The organism is Microbacterium sp. (genome assembly GCF_032084865.1).
GTDB lineage: Bacteria > Actinomycetota > Actinomycetes > Actinomycetales > Microbacteriaceae > Microbacterium.
The window spans coordinates 1-213 of record NZ_DAMDLU010000190.1; the positions used below are offsets into that span (position 1 = coordinate 1).

Annotated in this window: 1 protein-coding gene; it reads right to left on the reverse strand. The window is 76.5% G+C overall.

The features are described 5' to 3' along the window. Nucleotides 1-20 precede the first annotated feature (20 nt). On the reverse strand, nucleotides 21-213 hold a 193-nt coding region (locus RT309_RS14050), incomplete at its 5' end, for a hypothetical protein (protein ID WP_313358028.1).

Genomic DNA, 213 nt, shown 5'->3' on the forward strand with positions numbered 1-213 from the left:
CGCCGACGCCCAGAACCGGTTCAACTCCTGACGCCGGCCGCCGCGACCGCGACGACCACCGCGAACGCCAGGCACGCCACCAGCACCACGACGCCGATCGCCGCGGCGATCATCGCCGGCGTGGCGATCCTCGCCTGGCACACGGCCGGGGCGCTGCTGCCGCTGCGGTCACGGGCGCTCAGCGCCGCGGCCTGGTGGCTCGTGGGCTTCGCC